16 protein-coding genes are annotated in these 20618 nt (G+C 70.1%); 6 read left to right on the top strand and 10 right to left on the bottom strand.

Features of this window, described 5'->3' with window-relative positions; translation table 11 throughout:
- Positions 1-5 precede the first annotated feature (5 nt).
- The 3 genes from MKL01_RS07540 to MKL01_RS07530 all read right to left on the bottom strand — a co-directional run bounded on the left by MKL01_RS07540 (position 6) and on the right by MKL01_RS07530 (position 3578).
- Positions 6-1094 (bottom strand): branched-chain amino acid aminotransferase, encoded by a 1089-nt coding sequence (locus MKL01_RS07540; RefSeq protein ID WP_243904592.1) that lies wholly within the window; start codon positions 1092-1094, stop codon positions 6-8.
- Positions 1095-1185: 91 nt separating this feature from the next.
- Positions 1186-2946, bottom strand: a complete 1761-nt coding sequence (locus MKL01_RS07535) for an ABC transporter ATP-binding protein (RefSeq protein WP_243904591.1) — start codon at positions 2944-2946, stop codon at positions 1186-1188.
- A gap of 92 nt (positions 2947-3038) precedes the next feature.
- Entirely contained in the window at positions 3039-3578 is a 540-nt protein-coding gene (locus MKL01_RS07530; RefSeq protein ID WP_243904590.1) for a Spy/CpxP family protein refolding chaperone, read from the bottom strand.
- A gap of 173 nt (positions 3579-3751) precedes the next feature.
- Between MKL01_RS07530 and MKL01_RS07525 the strand changes: the two genes are divergently transcribed.
- The 4 genes from MKL01_RS07525 to MKL01_RS07510 all read left to right on the top strand — a co-directional run bounded on the left by MKL01_RS07525 (position 3752) and on the right by MKL01_RS07510 (position 9112).
- The gene (locus tag MKL01_RS07525; RefSeq protein ID WP_243904687.1) at positions 3752-4705 is read left to right on the top strand and encodes a metal ABC transporter solute-binding protein, Zn/Mn family; all 954 of its coding nucleotides are present in this window, start codon (positions 3752-3754) and stop codon (positions 4703-4705) included.
- Between the two features lie 166 nt (positions 4706-4871).
- Complete coding sequence (locus tag MKL01_RS07520; protein ID WP_243904589.1) at positions 4872-6620, top strand: heparinase II/III family protein; 1749 nt, start codon at positions 4872-4874, stop codon at positions 6618-6620.
- A 183-nt stretch (positions 6621-6803) separates the two neighbouring features.
- The gene (purH, locus tag MKL01_RS07515; RefSeq protein ID WP_243904588.1) at positions 6804-8402 is read left to right on the top strand and encodes a bifunctional phosphoribosylaminoimidazolecarboxamide formyltransferase/IMP cyclohydrolase; all 1599 of its coding nucleotides are present in this window, start codon (positions 6804-6806) and stop codon (positions 8400-8402) included.
- 479 nt (positions 8403-8881) lie between these two features.
- Positions 8882-9112: a hypothetical protein gene (locus tag MKL01_RS07510; protein ID WP_243904587.1), complete on the top strand. Its 231-nt coding sequence runs from the start codon at positions 8882-8884 to the stop codon at positions 9110-9112.
- A gap of 11 nt (positions 9113-9123) precedes the next feature.
- Here MKL01_RS07510 and MKL01_RS07505 read toward each other — a convergent pair whose 3' ends face one another.
- The 6 genes from MKL01_RS07505 to MKL01_RS07480 all read right to left on the bottom strand — a co-directional run bounded on the left by MKL01_RS07505 (position 9124) and on the right by MKL01_RS07480 (position 18623).
- Positions 9124-9264, bottom strand: coding sequence for a hypothetical protein (locus tag MKL01_RS07505; RefSeq protein ID WP_243904586.1), 141 nt, complete (start codon positions 9262-9264; stop codon positions 9124-9126).
- A 585-nt stretch (positions 9265-9849) separates the two neighbouring features.
- Positions 9850-11532 (bottom strand): MFS transporter, encoded by a 1683-nt coding sequence (locus MKL01_RS07500; RefSeq protein WP_409566215.1) that lies wholly within the window; start codon positions 11530-11532, stop codon positions 9850-9852.
- Positions 11533-11786: 254 nt separating this feature from the next.
- On the bottom strand, positions 11787-13469 hold the full coding sequence (locus MKL01_RS07495) for a cation acetate symporter (RefSeq protein ID WP_243904585.1): 1683 nt from the start codon (positions 13467-13469) through the stop codon (positions 11787-11789).
- Complete coding sequence (locus MKL01_RS07490) at positions 13466-13837, bottom strand: DUF485 domain-containing protein (RefSeq protein WP_243904584.1); 372 nt, start codon at positions 13835-13837, stop codon at positions 13466-13468. Before MKL01_RS07490 ends, MKL01_RS07495 begins: the two co-directional genes overlap by 4 nt.
- Positions 13838-13976: 139 nt before the next feature.
- Positions 13977-15923 carry an acetate--CoA ligase gene (gene acs, locus MKL01_RS07485; protein WP_243904583.1) on the bottom strand — a complete coding sequence of 649 codons (1947 nt, stop codon included), beginning with the start codon at positions 15921-15923 and terminating at the stop codon, positions 13977-13979.
- A gap of 261 nt (positions 15924-16184) precedes the next feature.
- Positions 16185-18623, bottom strand: a complete 2439-nt coding sequence (locus MKL01_RS07480) for a PAS domain-containing sensor histidine kinase (protein WP_243904582.1) — start codon at positions 18621-18623, stop codon at positions 16185-16187.
- Between the two features lie 243 nt (positions 18624-18866).
- On the opposite strand from MKL01_RS07480, the gene MKL01_RS07475 reads away from it, so the two are divergent.
- Both MKL01_RS07475 and MKL01_RS07470 read left to right on the top strand, forming a co-directional pair.
- Complete coding sequence (locus MKL01_RS07475) at positions 18867-19346, top strand: phasin (RefSeq protein ID WP_243904581.1); 480 nt, start codon at positions 18867-18869, stop codon at positions 19344-19346.
- A gap of 133 nt (positions 19347-19479) precedes the next feature.
- Positions 19480-19851: a hypothetical protein gene (locus tag MKL01_RS07470; RefSeq protein WP_243904580.1), complete on the top strand. Its 372-nt coding sequence runs from the start codon at positions 19480-19482 to the stop codon at positions 19849-19851.
- Between the two features lie 92 nt (positions 19852-19943).
- Here MKL01_RS07470 and MKL01_RS07465 read toward each other — a convergent pair whose 3' ends face one another.
- Positions 19944-20591: a L,D-transpeptidase gene (locus MKL01_RS07465; protein ID WP_243904579.1), complete on the bottom strand. Its 648-nt coding sequence runs from the start codon at positions 20589-20591 to the stop codon at positions 19944-19946.
- Positions 20592-20618: the final 27 nt, after the last annotated feature.

The following is a 20618-nucleotide window of genomic DNA, read 5'->3' as shown; positions in this document are numbered from 1 at the left end:
AAACCCTAGAACACCTTCTGGAACCAGCCATGGGCATCGTTCGTGTTGCCCCGCTGGATGTCGACCAGAAGGCTCCGCAGCCGCTGCGCCACCGGGCCCGCCTTGCCGGTCCCGATGGTGAAGCTCTCCTCCCGGCCCTTCACGGTGCCGATCGGCGTGATCACCGCGGCGGTGCCGCAGGCAAAGGCCTCGGTCAGGCGGCCCCCCCGGACGTCGGCCCGCCAGGCGTCGATCGTGTAGGGCTGCTCCTTGACGGTCAGGCCCGCTTCCCGGGCCAGCGTGATCACCGAGTCGCGGGTGATGCCGGGCAGGATGCTGTCCGAGAGCGGCGGCGTCACCAGCGTCCCGTCCGCGAACACGAAGAACACGTTCATGCCGCCGAGCTCCTCGATGTAGCGGCGCTCGGCCGCGTCGAGGAACACCACCTGCTCGCAACCCTGGGCCGACGCCTCCGCCTGCGCCGCGAGGCTCGCCGCGTAGTTGCCGCCGCACTTGGCGGCCCCCGTGCCGCCCGGTGCCGCACGGGTGAAATGCTCCGAGATCCACACCGTCACGGAGCCGGACGGGTCCTTGAAATACGAGCCCACCGCAGAGGCGATCGTCACGAAGAGGTATTCCGAGGCGGGCTTGACCCCGAGGAACGCCTCGCTGGCGATCATGAACGGCCGCAGATAGAGACTGCCGTCCTGCGTGGTGGGGATCCAGGCGCGGTCGATCTCGACGAGCTTGCGCATCGCCGCCACGAACGCGTCCTCTGGGAAGGGCGCCATCGCCATGCGCTCGGCGGAGCGGCGGAAGCGGCGCGCGTTGGCATCCGGCCGGAACAGGGCGGCGCCGCCATCGGCGGTGCGGTAGGCCTTCAGACCCTCGAAGATCTCCTGCGCATAGTGCAGCACCGCCGCCGCCGGATCGAGGGGGAGCGCTTCGCGGGCCTGGATCCGCGCATCGTACCAGCCGCGGCCGGCCGCGTAGCGCGCCACCACCATGTGGTCGGTGAACACCTTGCCGAAGCCGGGATTGTCCATCAGCGCGGCCCGCTCCTCGGCGGTCCGCGGGGCGGGATGACTGTGGATCTCGAACGTCAGGTCGCTCACGGTGTGGTCCTCATCGGCTGAGGCTCTTATGGCGCGCTCCGGCGCGCGAATCTACGGATCCGTCGCATGACGGCGCTGCCGCGCCTGTGCGTCACGCGACGGTCGTGGGCTCCGACAGCTGCAGCCGGTGCAGGCGCGCGTAGGCGCCCCCCGCGGCGATCAGATCGTCGTGCCGCCCGGTCTCGATGATGCGTCCGGATTCCATCACGGCGATCTGGTCGGCGTCGCGCACCGTCGAGAGGCGGTGGGCGATCACCAGGGTCGTGCGGCCGCGCATCAGCCGGGTCAGCGCCTCCTGGACGAGGCGTTCCGATTCGGAATCGAGGGCCGAGGTGGCCTCGTCGAGGAGCAGGATCGGCGCGTCCTTCAGGAAGGCGCGGGCCAGCGCCACCCGCTGCCGCTCGCCGCCCGAGAGCCGGCCGCCCGCCGGGCCGACCCGGAAGTCGTAGCCCTCCGGCAGGGCGGTGACGAAGTCGTGGGCCGCCGCCGCCCGCCCCGCGGCGGCGATCTCGGCGCGGGACGCCCCGGGCCGGCCGAAGGCGATGTTGGCCGCGACGGTGTCGTCGAACAGCACGACCTCCTGCGAGACCACCGCCACGGCCGCGCGCAGGGAGCCCAGGGTCACTGCGCGGACATCCTGGCCGTCGATGGTCACGTGGCCGTCGATCACGTCGTAGAGACGCGGCACCAGGTTCAGCAGCGAGGATTTTCCGGACCCCGACCGCCCGACCAGGGCCGTCACCGACCCGGCCGGGACCGCGAGGTCGATGCCCTCCAGCGCCGGGGCGTCCGGCCGGTAGCGGAAGCGGACGTCCGTGAAGCGGATCGCCCCGGCGGTCACCGCCAGGGGCCGGGCGCCGGGCGCTTCCCGGATGCCCGGAGCCTCGTCCATCACGTCGAAATAGCGCCGGAGCGCGGCCGACGCTTCCTGCAGGATGGCGTTGAGGTTGCCCAGCGCCCGGGCCGGCTGGGCGGCGAGCAGCAGCGCCGCCACGTAGCCGGTGAAGTCGCCGACGGTCTTCTCCCCCGCCAGCACCCGCTGCCCGACCAGCACCAGCACCCCCGCGACCGCGATTCCGCCGCCGATCTCCAGGAGCGGATCGAGGCGCCCGCGGGCATTGGCGGCCTTCATCTTGAGGCGGCGCACCTCGTCGAGGGCCTGGGCGGCGCGGCCCTTGAGGTAGGCCTCCATCGCGTAGGTCTTGGCCACCCGGGCGCCCTGCAGGCTCTCGGAGATCAGACTGGCGGTGGCGCCCATCTGCTCCTGCGTGGAGGTCGAGACCCGCCGGAGCTTCCGGCCGATCCGGCCGATCGGCCCCGCCACGAACGGGACCGCGACCGCGGCCACGAGTGTCAGCACCGGGTCCATCCAGACCAGCGCCGCCACGAGGCCGATCAGCATGGCGATGTCGCGCAGGAGCACCGTCGAGATGCGGGTCAGCGCCTCCTTGATGAAGGAAAAGTCGGTGGTGAAGCGCTGGGTCAGGGCGGCCGGGCTCTCGCGACCGAGCTGGGCGAGATCGGAGTCGATCAGGTGCCCGTAGAGCGCCGCCTGCATGTCGGCTTCGACCCGGGTGACCACCCGATTGGTCAGCACCGTCTGGCCGTAGAGCGCGAAGCCGCGTGTGGCCGTCACCACGATCACCACCAGCGGCCCGTAGGCGATCGCCGCCGCGTCCTTGCGGTCGAAGGCGTCGAAGGCGGCCTTGATCAGCGCCGGGTAGAGCCCCGTGGACGCGCCGACCAGCGCGATCAGCACCAGCACCACCGTGAGGGTGGCCCGGTGCGGGTACAGCCAGGTGCGCCAGAGCCGGATGAGGAGGGGAACCGTGTCGCCGGGAAGGCGCGCCATGAGACCTACCGGGTCGGATCAGAGCCGCCCTCGGGCAACATGCGCGGCGGCAGCGGTTTGCCGCCGCCGCCGCCGCGGATCAAGGCTTTTGCTCAGCGGTCGTCGCCGCCAGGCCCGCGGTCGTCGTCGTGGCCGTGGCGCCAGCCGCCGCCCATGCCGCCCATCCCGCCACCCATCGGCCGCATGGGCCGCGCGAGGATCATGGCGCGCCGCTTCTGGTCCGGGTCGAGGCTGGCATAGAGCGGCTGCGACGCGTCGGCGAGCTTGCGCAGGGCCTCGCCGCGGGCGGTCGCGGCATCCGCCATCGCCCGCAGGGCCGCCGGGGCGTCGTCGCCGAACTTGGGCCGGTCGCGCATCGCCTCGCGCCGCTGCTGGCGCATCTTGGCCATGTCGCGGATCGCCGATTCCACCGGCGGCCAGAGCTTCTCCTGGTCGGGATTGAGCTTCAGGCCCGCATGCAGGGCGGCGATGCGGGCATCCGCGAAGGCCGCCCGATCCTCGGGGCTGAGCGCGCTCCAGCGGCCGTGCCCGCGGAAGCCCTCGGGGCCGTGGTCGCGGGCGATGGCCGCGCCGGCCAGCCCCAGGCCGAGGGCACCGGTGACAAGGATCGCGGCTCTCAAACGTCGGGACATGGACATCTCCGTCTCACGCGCGGGGCGCCGCGGCGGCCCACGGCCCGCAACTGCGCCCCACGCCGCGCATTCGGCGCCGGGCGTGTATCCCGCTTGTGTATGTAACACTGTTACATTAGGGGCGGGTCCGTCAGAGCGAGCGGGAAGGCGGAACGGTGCGGCGCGCATTGAGAATGGTCGGGGCGGCGGCCCTCCCGATCCTGTCCCTGTGGCTCGGCTTCGCGGACCCGGTCCGGGCCGAGCCCGAACGTGCGCCGGTCCGGGTCACGGCCAGCTTCTCGATCCTGGCGGATCTGGTCCGGCAGGTCGGAGGCCCGCTGGTGGCGGTGACGGCCCTGGTCGGCCCGGATTCCGATGTCCACGGCTTCAGCCCGTCCCCGGCCGACGCGCGCAGGCTGGCAGAGGCCGACATCGTGGTCGTCAACGGCCTCGGGTTGGAGGGCTGGCTCGACCGGCTGATCCGCGCGTCCGGCACCCGCGCCCGGGTGGTGACCGCTTCGGCCGGCGTCCAGCCGATCGCCGCACCCGACGCGCATGCCCGGGGCAGCCAGGATCACGGCGAGGAAGATCACGGCGGCCCGGATCACCGGGATCACGCCGTCGATCCCCATGCCTGGCAGGACGTCGCCGACGCGCGGATCTACGTGGCCAACATCCGGGACGGCCTCGCGGCGGTCGACCCGCCCCATGCCGAAGCGTACCGGGCCGCGGCCGCCGACTACCTCGCGAAGCTCGACGCCCTGGACCGGGACGTGCGCGCGGCGATCGCCGCCATCCCCCCGGAGCGGCGGCGGATCATCACGACCCACGACGCCTTCGGCTATTTCGCGGCGGCCTACGGCCTGCGCTTCGTCGCGCCGCAGGGCCTCTCCACGGACAGCGAGGCGAGCCCTCGGGACGTGGCGGCGATCATCCGGCAGATCCGCCGCGACCGTATTCCCGCGGTGTTCCTGGAGACCATCAGCGACTCGCGCCAGATGGAGCAGATCGCCCGCGAGAGCGGGGCGCGCATCGGCGGCAGGGTCTATTCCGACGCCCTTTCGGGACCGGACGGACCCGCGTCGAGCTATCTCGCCATGATGCGGTCCAACCTGCGGGTGTTCTCGGCGGCGCTGGCCCCCGACTGAGGATCCGGACGCCGCCGAACCTTCGCCTTCACGGCGTCGGACATGACATAGCGTAAACCGGCGGTTAAGAGGCCACCTCTAGCCTTACGGAATGGGTGCCAGCCGACCTCGTGCGCGAGGGCTCAGGGCCGTGGGGCCTTGTCAGAACGCGTAGCTCGGAGATCGCGTGGCTTGGGGGCCTGACCGCTGGCGCTTCTATCGGCTCGTCGCGCGCGAGATCGCGCGCGCGGCCCGCGCGACCGGTGCCAGCCTCACCGCGTCGCCCGACATCCTGGCCCGGATGCGCGTCAGCGGGCTGGTGATCGCCCCGCACGACCTGCGCACCTCCGACGCGACCTTCGCGGACGACATCTATGCCGGGCTGTTCGTGTTCGCCGGCCGCTCCCTGGCGGCGAGCGGCGGCTCGCCCTTCGATTACGCCGCGCCGTCGCCGGAATGGGCCGACGAGCTCTACGGCTTCGGCTGGCTGCGCCATCTGCGGGCCGCCGACACGGCGCTGGCCCGGGCCAATGCCCGCGCCTTCGTGGCCGACTTCATCGCCGGGCGGGGCGACCCGGCGCTCGCCCGCCAGACCCCGGTGGCGGCCAGGCGGCTGATCTCGTTCCTGTGCCAGTCGCCCCTCGTCCTCGAGGGCGCCGACCACGCCTTCTACCAGAACTTCCTGAAGGCCATCGCGCGCAACGCGCAGCAGCTGGAGCGCGACATCCGGCGCGGCGTGCCGCCGCAATGGCGTCTGAACGCCGCCGTGGCACTCTGCTACGCGGGCCTGTGCTGCGAGGGGATCCAGCCGATCCTGCGGCGGGCGACCCGGGTCCTGTCGCGGGAGCTCGACCGTCAGATCCTCACGGACGGCGGCCACCGCTCCCGCGATCCGCGCTTCGCCATGGAGCTGCTGCTCGACCTGCTGCCGCTGCGCCAGAGCTATCTCAGCCGCAGCGTCGAGCCGCCGATGGCCTTGCTGCGGGCCATCGACCGAATGCTCCCGCTGCTGCGGCTCCTGCGCCATCCGGACGCCTCCCTGAGCCACTTCAACGGCATGGGCGCCACCGACGCCGACCACCTCGCGACCCTTCTGGTCTACGACGGCGCCCTGGCGCGACCGCTGATGCACGCGCCGAATTCCGGCTACGAGCGCCTGGAGGGCGGGCGGGTCGTGATCGTGGCGGATGTCGGCGCCAGTCCGCCGCTGCCGTACTCGGTGAACGCCGGGGCGGGCTGCCTCGCCTTCGAGATGTCGAGCGGCCCGCAACGCATCGTGGTCAATTGCGGCCTCCCGGCGAGCGGACCGGACCTGCGCCTCCTCGCCCGATCCACGCCGGCGCATTCCACCGCCTCCGTCGCCGATGCCTCGTCCTGCCGGTTCCTCACCCGCACCGGCTGGTGGGGCGAGCGCCAGCTCGCCGGGTGGCTGATCCGGCGGCGCGGCGCCGTCGTGCTCAGCGGCCCGTTGGCCGTCGCGGCCGAACGCGCCGAGGAGGCCGACAGCGTGACGCTGGCCGCCCGCCACGACGGCTACGCGCCGACTTTCGCCATCGTCCACGAGCGCCGCTGGCAGCTCTTCGCCGCGGCCGCGCGGCTGGAGGGGCGCGATGCGTTCCTGCGTCAGGGCAAGGGGCGGAACCGGGGACGCCAGCGCGCGCACGACGTGGCGATCCGCTTCCATCTCCATCCCGGCATCGCCGTGCGCGGCGTGCCGGAGGGGCTCGAACTCGCCTCGGCCCTCGGCGAGGTCTGGACCTTCCGTGCCGAGAACGCCGAGATCGCCCTGGAGGAGAGCGTCTACTTCTCGGGCCTCTCCGGGCCGCGCCGGACCGACCAGATCGTCCTCCATCTGCGCGTGTCCGAGGATGTCGAGGTGCGCTGGAGCTTCGAGCGCCTCGCGGCCGCGCCCCCGCGGCGGGGCACGTCGCCCTGACGCCGGGGTGACGAACGCCGCTTCACGGCCGCGCGCAGGCCCGGCGGAGATGGCGCGTCTCCTGGCGTCCGGCGCGGGGCGAGACTGAACCGGCCTTCGTCGCCTCGGCCCCCCGCATGCGGCTGGCCGGGTTCCCCGGTTTCATGCTACCGGCGCCGGACTTACGGATTTCGGCACGAAGCTATGGCGCACGATCTGGTGCGGGTCTCCCGCGCGCTCCTCTCGGTCTCGGACAAGACCGGCCTCGTCGACTTCGCCCGCGCGCTGCATGCGCGCGGCATCGCGCTGGTCTCGACGGGCGGGACGCACCGCACCCTGCAGGAGGCCGGGCTTCCGGTGACGGAGGTCGCCGACCTGACGGGCTTCCCCGAGATGATGGACGGCCGGGTGAAGACCCTGCATCCGGCGGTGCACGGCGGCCTGCTCGCCATCCGCGACAACCCCGAGCACCAGGCGGCGCTCGCCGCACACGGGATCGGCGCGATCGACCTTTTGGTGGTCAACCTCTACCCGTTCGAGGCGACCATCGCGGCCGACAGACCGGATGCCGATTGCATCGAGAACATCGATGTCGGCGGCCCGGCGATGATCCGCGCGGCGGCCAAGAACCACGCCGACGTCGCCGTCGTGACCGACGTGGCGGATTACGCGGCCGTTCTCACCGCGCTGGAAGCGGATCACGGTGCCACCGGGGGCGCGCTGCGCCGGCGACTGGCCCAGAAGGCGTTCGCGCGCACCGCGGCCTACGACGCGGCCATCGCGAACTGGATGGCCGGACGTTTCGGCGCCGATGAGCCGGCCCGGTTCCGCGCCTTCGGGGGCACGCTCGCCCAAGCGCTCCGCTACGGCGAGAACCCCCACCAGGCGGCCGCCTTCTATCGGGCACCCGGCCGGGCGCGCCCGGGCGTGGCCACCGCGCGCCAGCTTCAGGGCAAGGAGTTGTCCTACAACAACTTCAACGACACGGACGCCGCCTACGAGTGCGTGGCCGAATTCGACCCCGACCGGACGGCGGCCGTCGCCATCATCAAGCACGCGAACCCGTGCGGCGTCGCCGAGGGCGCGAGCCTGCTGGAGGCCTACGAGCGGGCGCTGGCTTGCGATCCGACCTCGGCCTTCGGCGGCATCGTGGCGCTGAACCGAACCCTGGATGCCGATGCCGCCCGCAAGATCGTCGAGATCCTGACCGAGGTGATCATCGCCCCGGATGCGACGCCGGAAGCGGCGGCGATCGTGGCGGCCAAGAAGAACCTGCGGCTCCTGCTGGCCGGGAGCCTGCCCGACCCGCGGGCACCCGGCGAGACCGTGCGCACACTATCGGGCGGCTTGCTGGTCCAGAGCCGGGACGCCGTGGTGGTCGACGAGATGCCGCTCAAGGTCGTCACCCGGCGCGCTCCGAGCGAGGCGGAACTCGTGGATCTCCGGTTCGCCTACCGGGTGGCCAAACACGTGAAGTCCAACGCCATCGTGTACGCCAAGGGCGGCGCCACGGTGGGCATCGGCGCCGGGCAGATGTCGCGGGTCGACTCGTCGCGCATCGCCGCCTGGAAGGCCGCCGAGGGCGCCAAGCGCCTCGGATTGTCCGAGAGCCTTGCGGTCGGGTCCGTCGTGGCGTCGGACGCGTTCTTCCCCTTCGCGGACGGCCTGATGGCCGCCGCCGAGGCGGGGGCCACGGCCGTCATCCAGCCCGGCGGCTCGCTGCGCGACGCCGACGTGATCGCCGCGGCCGACGAAGCCGGCCTCGCCATGGTGTTCACCGGCTATCGCCACTTTCGCCACTGACGGCGCCGTCCGGCGCGTCCGCCGATCTCCCGGCTGAACCGGTTTTCGAGCCTGCGCCGCGGCCGCGGGACCGCGCGCCCTCCTGATCCGTCCCTTTGAGGCCCGACGTGATGCCCGGACGGAACGGTCCAGGGTCGATGGCCGCCCCTGCTTACGGCCGCGCTCGGAACCGCGCGCGGGCGCCCGGCCGTTAACGATACATCGAGATCCACCGGCCGGATCGGTGCGGTGCGGCCCGGCCGCGAACGCCCCTGGATCGCCAGTCATCTGCTTATGAGCTGCGAAATCAATACCCGTATTAATTTCTGGTCTCTCAGCAAAAAGTCGAATAAGTCTTCGCGGCTCGATCGCACGAAGGGAGAAATCTCCGCCTCTTTTCGTAGAGTGCTTGATCTTTTCCAGTCAGACCGGCATATTTGCCCGCCAGATCCGCGACTGAGGCAGAATTTATATCAAAATAGGTACTTCAAGGTGGTGATATGCTTGTCGCTGCAATGTTGTTCGGGGTTGGATGGCTCATCGGACGTGTCTTCACGGTGATCATACTGGGAATGACGTCCTGCGTCATCATGTTCACCGCACTGACCATCTTTACGAGCGTCTATGGCATGGACGGTCTCCATGTCCTGATCACCTTAGGCTATCTAACGGCCCACCAGTCGGGATATCTGCTGGGGGCTTACTGGAGCGGCTATCAGCAGGATCACTGACGCTGCGGCCATCACCACAACCACACGAGCCGCCCCGCTGCGTTGTTGACGGCAACCCAGATCGCGATTGTCACGACGGTCCAGCCGATCACAAGCATAAGTGGTGGCTTGGCATTGGCTTTGCGCCGCAAGGTCATAAGGCGATCGTTCACGTTCCGGATCCGGCTATTTGCTCTAGGCCGCTCTATACGATCCAGAACCTCTTATGGTTCCGTGAAAGGCGATTTTCCCCGTCGAAAAGTGCTTATTTCTTTATAACTAGAAACGACAATATCTCTTCCGATTTTGAATAATGCGGGATTAAAATCGGAGCCACGTAAATCGAAAGCAGTTTTGCTTTTCGTAAACATCGTTATGACCGTCGCAACGAATTTCACATCTTAAGGAAAGACGCCGGGATTTGCCTCCATAAGCGGTGGCGTGAGGCTCGTTCCGTGACGCAGCGCACGCGACGCGACGACCCGCGGGCTCCGTCCCGGTCCGCGGGATACGGAACGGCGGCTCTGGTCCGCTGACGCGCGGCCCGGCAGTTCGACGCGGCCGGGTTGGGGCCCGACGCGCCGACACGCCGGACGCGCGGTGGTACAATCCGCGGCTCGATCATGCTCCGCCGACAGGGATGCCGGTGCAGTTCCGGCCTCCACAGCGAGCGTGTTCCGGAATCCGACGACCCCGGAAGGCGCTTCAGGCCGGGCCGCGGCGCTCCCGGCCTGGGTGTGCAATCCGGACGGTCGCCCTCAGGTGTCCGCGAAGATGTCGCGGTCCTTGGTCTCGGGCACGAAGATCAGACCGATGATCACGGTCGCGACCGCGATGACGATCGGGTACCAGAGCCCGAAGTAGATGTCGCCGGTCTGCGCCACCATGGCGAAGGCGGTCGCCGGAAGCAGGCCGCCGAACCAGCCGTTGCCGATGTGATAGGGCAGCGACATCGAGGTGTAGCGGATCCGCGTCGGGAACAGCTCCACCAGCATGGCGGCGATCGGGCCGTATACCATGGTGACGAACAGGACCAGGATGAACAGCAGGCCGATCACTCGGGCGACCTGCGGCCGGAAGACGTCGAACGGGTTCGACATCTTCACGATTCCCGGGTCGCCGGCCTTCGGGTAGCCCGCGGCCTGGAGCGCTACTGTGGCCGCCTTGTTGGCCTCGGCCGCGCCACCCTGGGGATAGGGGATCTCGGTGTCGTTGATCCGGATCGTCGTCGGCTGGCCGGCCGCTCCGGGGGCGGTGGCGTAGCGCACCGACGCCTTCGACAGGAAGTCGCGCGCGAGGTCGCAGGGCGCGGAGAACACGCGGGTCCCGACCGGGTTGAACAGGGTCCCGCAGGCGGCCGGATCGGCCGTCACCGTGACCTGCACGCTCTCGATCGCCGCCTCCAGCTTCGGGTTCGCCGCGGAGGTGATGCCCTTGAAGATCGGGAAGAAGGTCGCCGCCGCGATGGCGCAGCCCGCCAGGATGATGACCTTGCGGCCGATCTTGTCGGACAGCCAGCCGAACACCACGAAGAAGCCCGTCCCGAGGAGCAGCGACCACGCGATCAGCAGGTTGGCGGTGTAGCCGTCGACCTTGAGGATCGATTGCAGGAAGAACAGCGCGTAGAATTGGCCCGTGTACCAGACGACGCCCTGGCCGGCGACGAGGCCGAACAGGGCGATGATGGCGAACTTCGCGTTGCGCCACTGGCCGAACGCCTCCGTGAGCGGCGCCTTCGAGGTCGTGCCCTCTTCCTTCATCTTCTGGAAGGCCGGGGATTCCGAGAGCTGCAGGCGGATCCACACGGAAACTCCGAGGAGCAGCACCGAGACCAGGAACGGGATGCGCCAGCCCCATTCGGCGAAGGCCGCCTCGCCGGTGAAGCTCCGGGTCGCCAGGATCACGAGCAGCGACAGGAACAGGCCGAGCGTCGCGGTGGTCTGGATCCAGCTCGTGTAGAAGCCGCGCCGGCCGTTGGGGGCGTGCTCGGCCACGTAGGTCGCCGCCCCGCCGTATTCGCCGCCCAGCGCCAGGCCCTGCGCCAGCCGCAGGACGATCAGGATGACCGGTGCCGCGATGCCGATGGTGGCGGCGTTCGGCAGGACGCCGACGATGAACGTCGACAGGCCCATGATCAGGATCGTGACGAGGAAGGTGTACTTGCGCCCGACCAGATCGCCGAGGCGGCCGAAGACCAAGGCGCCGAAGGGCCGGACGATGAACCCGGCCGCGAAGGCCAGCAGGGCGAAGATGTCGCGCGTCGCGGGCGGATAGGCCGAGAAGAACTGCGCGCCGATGATCGCCGCCAGCGAGCCGTAGAGATAGAAATCGTACCACTCGAACACGGTGCCGAGGGAGGACGCGAAGATCACGCGCTTCTCGGCCGAACTCATCGGCCTCGGGGCTCCATCGGTCCGCGGGATCGCGGTTGCCACAGCCATGACTTGGTCCTCCCAGACGACTTGAGCCTTCCGGCGGTCGACAGAAGGCTGACCGATCCGCCGCGCTGCCTCGCCTTGCGCGACGCGCAGATCACCAATGCGTTACCGGAAGAGGCGTCGGGGTCAATTGGTAAAGCGTTCGTGATCGGAGCCATCAACACGGGCGGCTGCGGACGTGTGCGGCCCGACCCCGGAAACGACGAGGGGCGCGGCTCGCGCCGCGCCCCACCAGTTCGGAATCTTCGGCGGTGTCGTCAGTGCGCGTGCGCGCCGGACGCGCCGATCCCGGTCTCGGAGCGCACGAACTGCGCCTCGAAGGCCGCGCGCTCGCGCTGAGCGCGCCGGGACCGGTCCATCAGGGACACGACCCAGATCGTCGCGAAGGCGAGCGGCATCGAGAACAGGGCCGGGTTGTCGTAGGGGAACAGCGGGGCGGGGTTGCCCAGGGTCGTCACCCAGACGGCCTTCGACAGCACCACCATGATGACCGCCGCGAGGAGGCCGACGAGACCACCGGCGAGCGCACCCCAGGTTGTGGTGCCGCGCCAGAGGATCGACATGGCCAGCACCGGGAAGTTGCAGCTCGCCGCCACCGCGAAGGCCAGCCCGACCATGAACGCCACGTTCTGGTTCTCGAAGATGTAGCCGAGGAAGATCGCCACGATCCCGATCACCACGGCCGAGATCTTCGACAGGTTGACCTCGTGCTTCTCGGTGGTGCGCCCGCGGGCAATGACCTGGGCGTAGAGGTCGTGGCTGATCGCCGAGGCGCCGGCGAGCGTCAGACCGGCGACGACCGCGAGGATCGTCGCGAACGCCACCGCCGAGATGAAGCCGAGGAAGTACGGGCCGCCCACCGCGTTGGCGAGGTTCACCGCCACCATGTTGGTGCCGCCGATCATGTCCTTCAGCTTGTCGAAGGTCCCGGCCGCGCCGAGCTTGAAGTAGCTCGGATCCGACATCAGCAGGGCGATGCCGCCGAAGCCGATGATGAAGGTCAGGATGTAGAAGTAGCCGATCAGGCCGGTGGCGTAGAACACCGACTTGCGTGCCGCCTGGGCATCCGAGACCGTGAAGAACCGCATCAGGATGTGCGGCAGTCCGGCGGTGCCGAACATCAGGCCGACGCCGAGCGAGATCGCCTCCACCGGGTTCGACACGAGGCCGCCCGGCGCCATGATGGCGTCGCCCTTGGGATGGACCTGCACCGAGGCGGCGAACAGCGTCTCCGGGTTGAAGCCGTAGCGGTACAGCACCGCGCCGGCCATGAAGGTCGCGCCGCCGAGCAGCAGGCAGGCCTTGATCACCTGCACCCAGGTGGTCGCCTTCATGCCGCCGAAGGCGACGTAGACGATCATCAGCACGCCGACGATGATCACCGCGTAGAGGTAGGGCAGTCCGAACAGGAGCTGGATCAGCTTCCCGGCGCCGACCATCTGGGCGATCAGGTAGAAGGCCACCACCACCAGCGTACCCACCGCCGAGATGATGCGGATCGCGGTCTGGTCGAGGCGGAAGCTCGCCACGTCGGCGAAGGTGAACTTGCCGAGGTTGCGCAGGCGCTCGGCGATCAGGAACAGCACGATCGGCCAGCCGACCAGGAAGCCCGTGGAGTAGATCAGCCCGTCGAAACCCGAGGTGTAGACGAGACCGGAGATGCCGAGGAACGAGGCCGCCGACATGTAGTCGCCGGCGATCGCCAGGGAGTTGGTCCCGGCCGAGATGCCGCCGCCCGCCGCGTAGAAGTCCGCGGCCGACTTGGTGCCCATGGCCGCCTTGTAGGTGATGCCGAGGGTCATCAGCACGAAGAACAGGAACATGCCGATGGCCGGCCAGTTCGTGGCCGATTGCTGCACGGCGCCGAGATCCGGGCCGGCCGCATAGGCGGCGCCGGCCGCGATCGTGGCGAGCGCGACGCCGAGGAGGAGGCGGTTCATCGGGCGACGCTCCGCTTGAGGGCGGCGCTGAGCGCATCGAAGCGCGTGTTGGCCCGGGCCACGTAGACGCCGGTGAGCGCGAAGGCGAACAGGATCACGAACACGCCCATGAACAAGCCGAGGGACGCGGTGCCGCCGACCTTCACGGCGAGCAGCGACTTGTCGAAGGCGATCAGGCCGATGAAGCCGAAATAGACGACCAGCATGAGGATCGTGAGGGTCCAGCCGAATCGCGTGCGCTCGGCGACGAGCTGCTGGAATTCCGGCGTCCGGGCGATGCGCTCGACCTGCGGGTCGAGGTCCGTCCCCAGGTTGCCTGTCGCCGAGGCCGCCGTGCGCCCCCGGAGGTCGAGTGTCGTGCCGCTCATGGCGTTTTCCTCCCGCGAGGGCACTCCGAGGCCCTCCGGTTCGTCGTGTTGAAAATTCGTGGTTCTTGTTGGAGGCGGCCGCCGGACCGGCGGCCGCCCCGGTCGGTTCCGCGCCGCCGGTCCGGCGGCGCGGATGCGATCAGGCGCGGTTCTGCCGATTCTCGATCAGGTCGTCGACCACGGCGGGCTCGGCCAGGGTCGAGGTGTCGCCGAGCGACCCGAAATCGTCCTCGGCGATCTTGCGCAGGATGCGGCGCATGATCTTGCCCGAGCGGGTCTTGGGCAGGCCGGGGGCGAACTGGATCAGGTCCGGCGAGGCGATCGGACCGATATCCTTGCGGACCCAGGTCACGAGTTCCTTGCGCAGGGCGTCGTCACCCTCCTCGCCGTCGTTGAGGGTGACGTAGGCGTAGATGCCCTGACCCTTGACGTTGTGCGGGTAGCCGACGACCGCGGCCTCGGCGACCTTCGGGTGGGCGACCAGCGAGGATTCGACCTCGGCGGTGCCCATGCGATGGCCCGAGACGTTGATGACGTCGTCGACCCGCCCGGTGATCCAGTAGTAGCCGTCGGTGTCGCGGCGTGCGCCGTCCCCGGTAAAGTACTTGCCCGGATAGGTCGAGAAGTACGTCTGCTCGAAGCGCTCGTGGTCGCCGTAGACGGTGCGCATCTGGCCCGGCCAGGAATCGGCGATGCAGAGGTTGCCCTCGCAGGCGCCCTGCAGGACCTTGCCCTCGGCATCGACCATCTCGGGCTTGACCCCGAAGAACGGCCGCGTCGCCGAGCCCGGCTTCAGCGCGGTGGCACCCGGCAGCGGCGTGATGAGGATGCCGCCGGTCTCGGTCTGCCACCACGTGTCGACGATCGAGCAGCGCCTGTCGCCGACAACGTTGTAGTACCAGTCCCAGGCCTCCGGGTTGATCGGCTCGCCGACCGAGCCCAGCACGCGCAGGGACTGGCGGGAGGTCTTCTTCACCGGGCCTTCGCCGGCGCCCATGAGCGAACGGATCGCGGTGGGCGCGGTGTAGAAGATGTTGACCTTGTGCTTGTCGATCACCTCCCAGAACCGGGCGTTCGACGGGTAGGTCGGGATGCCCTCGAACATCAGCGTGGTCGCGCCGTTCGCCAGGGGGCCGTAGACGATGTAGCTGTGGCCGGTGACCCAGCCGACGTCGGCGGTGCACCAGTAGACCTCGCCCTCGCGGTAATCGAAGACGTACTCATGCGTCATCGAGGCGTAGACCAGATAGCCGCCCGTGGTGTGCACCACGCCCTTCGGCTGCCCGGTCGAGCCCGAGGTGTAGAGGATGAACAGCGGGTGCTCGGCCTCCACGGGCTCGGCGGGGCACGCGTCCGTCACCTGCTCGGCAGCCTCGTCGTAGTAGACGTCGCGGCCGGCCTCCATGGCGACGCCGCCGCCGGTGCGGCGCACGACGATCACGTGCTCGACCAGATCGGTGCCGATGCGCTTGATCGCCTCGTCGACATTGGCCTTCAGCGGCACCTTGCGGCCGCCGCGCAGGCCCTCGTCGGCGGTGATCACCACCTTCGAGGCGCAGCCCTGGATGCGGGAGGCGAGGGAATCCGGTGAGAAGCCGCCGAACACGATGGCGTGGATCGCGCCGAGGCGCGCGCAGGCCAGCATCGCGTAGGCCGCCTCCGGGATCATCGGCATGTAGAGCGTGACGCGGTCACCCTTGCCGACGCCGCGGTTGCGCAGGACGTTGGCCATCCGGCCGACCTGCGCGTGAAGCTCGCGATAGCTGATGTGCTTGGATTCGTCCGGGTTGTCGCCTTCCCAGATGATCGCGGTCTGCTCGCCGCGACGTTCCAAGTGGCGGTCGACGCAGTTGTAGGCGACGTTGGTCTTACCGTCCTCGAACCACTTGATCGAGATCTTGCCGGGCTCGAAGCTAGTGTTCTTGACCTTGGAGAACGGCGTCATCCAGTCGATGCGCTTGCCGTGCTCACCCCAGAAGGCGTCCGGACTGGAGATCGACGCCTCGTACATCTGTCGATACTTGGCATCATCGACGTGAGCGCCCTCGCGCCACGTCGGCTGAACCTCAATGACCTTGCCTTCCATGGCGTTTTATCCCTGCTTGGCGCCCGATCGTATCGCGGCCTTCGCCGCGCAGCCAGGACTTCCAAAGTAACGTAGCCTACATTCCACGATGACGATATCGCCGCCGATCCGCTCGCGCGAATTGCACCTTCACGAGATGAATTGGGCGCAATGTAAGGGGGTGAGGCTTCGGCTTCGCGCTGTCAACCCGAGCGCGGCGGCCGCCTCTCCGACCCGAAGCCCTGAGACTAGGTCGGCGGCACGGACACGCTCCATCCCGCCTCAGCCGTTCACCGCCCGCCGCGTCGGCATGATGATCTCCACCAGGGTGCCGTCCTCGGCCGGAGCCGACAGCCGGAGCCGCCCGCCATTGGCCTCCACGAGGGCGCGCGGCAGGGCGAGGCCATCCTCGCCATCCCCCGCGGGATTGGCCGCCCGGGGGCCCGCGCCGGCCCCCGTGTCGCGCACCCGCAGGGCGATGGCCGCCTGCTCGGTCGCGCCGGTGGAAACGATGACCTGGCCCCCGGCCGTCGAGCGCCGGATGGCGTGCTCGATCACCAGGGAGGCGGCTCGGCTGACGGAGCGCTCGTCGGCCTCAAGGTCCGCGAGGTCGGTGGAGAAGCTCGTCCGCACGACGATGCGTCCGCGCGCCGCCTCGGCCTGAAGTTGCGCGATGCACCCGGCCGCGACGTCGTTGAGGTCGAGCGGACGTGGCTCGAGCCGCAGGGAGCCCGCCTCGACGGCGGCGAGATCCAGAAGCGTCCCGACGCGCTCCAGCATCGTCTCGCCCGACGCCCTGATCTCGCCGAGGCAGCCGCGGTAGCGCGAGTCCCCCAGGGGGCCGAACGGCTCCTTCAGCATCGCGTCGGCCAGCTCGATCATGCCGGTCAGGGGCTCGCGGAACGCCCGGTCGAGGCGGCCGAGCGCTGCGCCGGGTGCCGTCGGAGCCTGGCCGTCGGGGTCGTTTCCGATCGGGTGCAGGATCCCCGGACGACGGGCCGGCTGGTCGAGCACGGCGACCCGCAGGCCGTCGGCGCGTGCCGCCGTCACGTCGAGGGCGACGGTCCGGCCGGCGAGCGATACGGCCCGCGGCCCCCGGACCGCACCGCGCAGGAGATCGGCGACGGCCAGCACGCTGTCCCGATCGAACAGCGCGATGAAGCTGCCGCCGACGATCTCCCGGGGATCGCAGGCGAGCAGACCCGCGGCGGCGCGGTTGATCGCGACGATGCGCGCGGTCCCGTCGATGGTCACGACCCCGGTTTCCAGGGCGTCGAGGGCGGCCTCGGCGCTGGCCGTGCGCTCGGCCTGGGCCGCGCGGGCCAGACGCTCGGCCGTGAGCGCGCCGGCTGTGTCGGCCTCGTCGAGCGGACGGACGATCAGGCATTCGGCGGGCTCGCCGGCCCATGTGCAGGGCCCCGGAAGGGCTTCCACCGGCCGGGCGCGCCCGTCGGCCGCCGCGAGGGTCGTCCGCCGCGCGGCGGATTCGGGAGCGTCCGCCTGCGGAAGGCCGGGGAACAGACCGGCGAGGCCCGCCGCCGTCAGGCTCGCGAGATCGTCGTGGCCGCTCAGTTCGAGGAGCTTGCCGTTCGCCGCGAGGATCGCCCCCGCCCGATGCACGAGGGCCGGCAGGGGCAGGCCGGCGAGCAGGCCCGATTCCGCACCCGCGGTGCCGGGACCATGCGGGTCCGGCGGAGCGGATTGCGGTCCCGGGAACGGCATGATCGCGCCGCCCTCCGGCCTCGACGCCGCGGTGTCGGGCCCGACCTCGTCGCCGGCGTAGCGCGCGCCGAGCGCCCGGGCGATCTCCCGGAAAGCGGCATGCTCGTCCGTGGACAGGGGCACCGAGACCGGACCGGGAGCCGTCGCGGCGGAGGGCTGAACTCCCGACGGCACCGGCGGTGTCTCGGGCGCGATCGGGCGCGTCGCATCCGAACCTGCCTCGGACCGGGCCGGCGGCGCGCTGCGGATCAGGCCGAAGCCGGCAAACCCCGAGTAGGCCGCCTCGCCGCGTCCGAGCGGCGCGCCCGACATCTCGACCTGAAACGAACCGGTGCCGACATCGAGGGTCGCCCGCTCGCCCCGGAAGGTGCGCCTCGCGGCCAGGGCCGCGAGGATCCCGTCCGCGCCGGCGATCCGGCCGGCTGCCGCCAAGTCCTGTACCGTCCGCCCTACGAGATCCGCCAGGACCTGCGGGCCGCTCAGGGTCGTCAGCGTTCCCGTCGCATCGATCCGCCAGAGGAAGCGGTCCTCCCGCTTCGCCGCCCCATCGGATGCCCCGGGGTCCGGCGGCGTCGACGGGTTCGGCGGATCATCCGCACGGGCGGATTTCCCCCGGGGCAGCGTCAGGGGCGTGGTCGGCACGATGAGGATCGCCGCCGCCCGGTCCTGGTCGAAGCGGGCGAGCCAGCACAGCATGGGCGGGGCGAGCCGGCGGGCATCGAGTCGCAGGCGGGCGAGCCGCGGCGGCGCATCGGCGGGAGCGATGGCGGCGATCCGCCGGCAGAGGTCCGCGAGGCCGGGACCCGCCAGGCCATCGGCCAGCGGACGCGCGTTCTGCGAGGCGTGCAGGATCTGCCCGGCGTCGGGATCGATCACCAGATGGGCGGATCCGGGCTTCGCGAGCGCATCTGCCAGCGTCGGCAGGCGCTGCCAGGCCGCGAAGGCGGCGGCGAGCGCCGGACCGGCTGCTCCGGCAGGCGGTGTCAGTGTCGTCTCCAAAAGCCGCGACCTCGAACCCACACCCGGTCGCGCATCCCCGGAACCGTCCGCCCGAGAAACGCGCGCGACCACGACGTCTTTGTAACTCCCTTACGCCGTGACGCTGGACTCTGGCACCAACCGTCACACGTTTACGTCATGTCAACCTTAACGCCATTGGCGCGGGTGGCATATGGTGCCGAATCGGTTATTTTGCACTGCACAAAGCGCCATCCACAGATCAAAATCGAGAGGAGACGACACATGAGCAACCCCCCGAACTACGAAGTCCCGGCCGAGATGCGCGACTTCGCCGAGAAGAGCGTCGAACAGGCCCGCAAGGCGTTCGACAGCTTCATCGGGGCCGCCCGCCGCACGGCCGATACCGTGCAGGGCTCCGCCGAAGTGGCGCGGTCCAACGCGCTCGACGTCTCCTCGCGCGGCTTCGAATACGCCGAGCAGAACGTGAACGCTGCCTTCGATCTGGCGCAGAAGCTGGTCCGCGCCAGAGACATGCAGGAGGCGATGCAGCACCAGGCCGAGTTCGTCCGCAGCCAGTTCGCCGCCATCCAGGCGCAGGCCAAGGAGTTCAGCGGCTTGGCGCAGAGCGCGATGCAGCAGGGCGCCGAGCGCGCCAAGTCGGCGATGCAACAGGGCGCCGACGAGGCCCGCAAGGCGATGGAGCAGGGCCAGGACGCCGCCAAGCAGGGCGTGCAGAACGTCCAGGACGCCGCTTCGCACTGACGCCGATGAGTCGGTGACAGGGCGGCGGCCCGCTCCCGGTCCCCGGGGGCGGGCCGTCTCGTTTTCGCCCGTATTGCCGCCGAGATCCCGCCCGGCGGACGGGATGGATCCGCGCCGAGCGAAGGATTCAGGCATGCGCCTCACTGTCTCCGGCCGGACCGGCCTGCGTCATCCGCTCCGCGTGGGCCTCGCGATGCTGGCGCTCGCCGCAACGCTGCCCGGCACGACGGCGCGGGCCCAGTACATCGAACGACCCGGCTACGGCGCGCCGCCGTCCGACGAGGTCGAGCCGGGCTACGAGCGCGGCTACCGCCGGGCGCCGCGCCGCTCGGAGCGCGCCCCGGTGGGATTCAATTGCGATGCCGTGCAGCAGGGCATCACCGGCCCGAAGCCGTATTCCTGCCCGCTGCCGGGCCCGCGCCCCCTCGGCGTGCGCTGCTTCTGCGACCTGCCGATCGCCTCGTTCAGCCCGCCGCAGACAGCGGTCGGACGCGTGGTGCCGTAGGGTCCGACGCAAAGACCGCGCTCACCCCTTGCGGGTGGCGCGGTCCTTGGCGTGGGTCCGAGCCGAAACCCCTTGGGGATCCGGCCGACCGATCAGTTCAGAACGACAACCTTGGCGCCGACCTTCACGCGCTCGTAGAGGTCGGTCACGTCGTCGTTGGTCATCCGGATGCATCCCGACGACACGGCCTGACCGATCGTGTCCGGCTCATTGGAGCCGTGGATGCGGTACTCGGTGTGGCCGATATACATGGCGCGGGCGCCCAGCGGGTTCTCGATGCCGCCGGCCATGTAGCGCGGCAGGTCGGGGCGGCGGGCGATCATGGCCTTGGGCGGCGTCCACGACGGCCACTCGCGCTTGGCCGTGATGGTGTTGGTCCCGCTCCAGCTGAAGCCCGGGCGACCGACGCCGACGCCGTAGCGGAGCGCCTGGCCGTTGCCGAGCACCAGGTACAGGCGCCGCTCCGCGGTGGAGACGACGATGGTGCCCGGCGCGTAGGCCGCGTCGAACGCCACGACCTCACGGGGGATCGGCTGGACCTGGGCCTGCGGGGCCGCCTGGACGCCCTGGCCGTAGCCCGGAGCGTAAGTGCCCTGGTAACCGTACTGGCCCTGATCGGAATAATAGTCGTCGGCGCCCTCGGTCCCGAAGGGATCGTACGACGAAGCTGCAAGCACCGGCGAGGCGGCAAGAACAGCGACGCCGAGGAGTGCGGCGAGTGCGGTGACCCTGGTCTTCATGAGTGGCCTACCTGTGCAATAACCTTT

Origin of the sequence: Methylobacterium sp. J-070 (assembly GCF_022829385.1) — a bacterium.
Classification (GTDB): Bacteria; Pseudomonadota; Alphaproteobacteria; order Rhizobiales; family Beijerinckiaceae; genus Methylobacterium.
This window is presented reverse-complemented; position numbering and strand designations above follow the sequence as displayed.

What these genes read in the sequence shown, in the direction of transcription:
- MKL01_RS07535 (WP_243904591.1), bottom strand. Translation starts at nt 2,946, where the DNA reads ATGGCGCGCCTTCCCGGCGACACGGTTCCCCTCCTCATCCGGCTCTGG.
- MKL01_RS07530 (WP_243904590.1), bottom strand. Translation starts at nt 3,578, where the DNA reads ATGTCCCGACGTTTGAGAGCCGCGATCCTTGTCACCGGTGCCCTCGGC.
- MKL01_RS07525 (WP_243904687.1), top strand. Translation starts at nt 3,752, where the DNA reads ATGGTCGGGGCGGCGGCCCTCCCGATCCTGTCCCTGTGGCTCGGCTTC.
- purH (WP_243904588.1), top strand. Translation starts at nt 6,804, where the DNA reads ATGGCGCACGATCTGGTGCGGGTCTCCCGCGCGCTCCTCTCGGTCTCG.
- MKL01_RS07510 (WP_243904587.1), top strand. Translation starts at nt 8,882, where the DNA reads ATGCTTGTCGCTGCAATGTTGTTCGGGGTTGGATGGCTCATCGGACGT.
- MKL01_RS07500 (WP_409566215.1), bottom strand. Translation starts at nt 11,532, where the DNA reads ATGGCTGTGGCAACCGCGATCCCGCGGACCGATGGAGCCCCGAGGCCG.
- MKL01_RS07495 (WP_243904585.1), bottom strand. Translation starts at nt 13,469, where the DNA reads ATGAACCGCCTCCTCCTCGGCGTCGCGCTCGCCACGATCGCGGCCGGC.
- MKL01_RS07490 (WP_243904584.1), bottom strand. Translation starts at nt 13,837, where the DNA reads ATGAGCGGCACGACACTCGACCTCCGGGGGCGCACGGCGGCCTCGGCG.
- acs (WP_243904583.1), bottom strand. Translation starts at nt 15,923, where the DNA reads ATGGAAGGCAAGGTCATTGAGGTTCAGCCGACGTGGCGCGAGGGCGCT.
- MKL01_RS07475 (WP_243904581.1), top strand. Translation starts at nt 18,867, where the DNA reads ATGAGCAACCCCCCGAACTACGAAGTCCCGGCCGAGATGCGCGACTTC.
- MKL01_RS07470 (WP_243904580.1), top strand. Translation starts at nt 19,480, where the DNA reads ATGCGCCTCACTGTCTCCGGCCGGACCGGCCTGCGTCATCCGCTCCGC.
- MKL01_RS07465 (WP_243904579.1), bottom strand. Translation starts at nt 20,591, where the DNA reads ATGAAGACCAGGGTCACCGCACTCGCCGCACTCCTCGGCGTCGCTGTT.